Origin of the sequence: Mesorhizobium sp. M2A.F.Ca.ET.067.02.1.1, from assembly GCF_004023285.1 — a bacterium.
GTDB lineage: Bacteria > Pseudomonadota > Alphaproteobacteria > Rhizobiales > Rhizobiaceae > Mesorhizobium.
The window spans coordinates 1-861 of sequence record NZ_RZSB01001267.1 but is presented as its reverse complement, the minus strand read 5'-3'; the positions used below and the strand labels follow the sequence as shown (position 1 = coordinate 861).

1 pseudogene is annotated in these 861 nt (G+C 71.3%); it reads right to left on the bottom strand.

Annotation, left to right across the window (positions count from 1 at the left end):
- A pseudogene (locus EOA28_RS37225) lies at positions 1–861 on the bottom strand (kinesin); the annotation flags it as partial.

Genomic DNA, 861 nt, shown 5'->3' with positions numbered 1-861 from the left:
GCGCGCGGCCTCGTTGTTGCTCTGGCCGATATGCTGGCCGACCGCCGTGAAGGTCTCGGCGATGACGTTGGCGCGCGAGATCAGCTGAGCCTCGGCGCTGGAGACCTGCTCGCTGAGCTTCTGGCCCATCGTCTCTGCGGTGTAGGCGAGGCGGTTTTCCACGCTCGCGACCTGGTCCTCGACGCGCGCGGCGGCAGCCGCGGCGCTCGCGGCAATCCGCTCGTCGGCGCCGGACAGCGCCTGCTCGATCTCGCGGGCATGCACGGCGAGCTCCTGGCCGGTCTGGCGCGCGCGGTCGGCGACACGCTGCTCGGTGGCGGCGAAGGCGCCGACGATCGTGTCGGCATGCTCGCCGATCGTCGAGCTGGTCGAAGCGATGCGCGACACCAGGCGGTTGTCGGCGTCGTCGAAGATGCGGCCGATCTCGCCGGCGCGGGCGGAAAGCGCTTCCGAGCCCTCGGCGATGCGCGCCATGAGCTGCTGGTCGGCGCCGTCGAAGATGCGGCCGAGATCGGAGGCGCGGGCGGCCAGCGCTTCGGCCGATTCGGTGATGCGCATCGACAGCCGCTCGTCCGCGCCCTCGAAGTTGCGCAGGATGTCACCGGCACGCGAGGCCAGCGACTGCGCCGTCTCGACGGCGCGGGCAACCAGCTTCTGGTCGGCCGCGTCGACGGTGTTGGCGATCTCACCGGCGCGCGTGGCCAGCTTGTCGGCAGTTTCCTCGGCGCGAGCCATGAGCGAGTTCGACGCGTCGTCGGCGCGCGCCATCAGCATGTTGGACGTGTCCTGGGCACGTTCGTGCAGGCGACGGTCGGCCGCCTCGAAGGCCTGGGCGATGTCTTCGGCCCTGGCAAGCAGCGC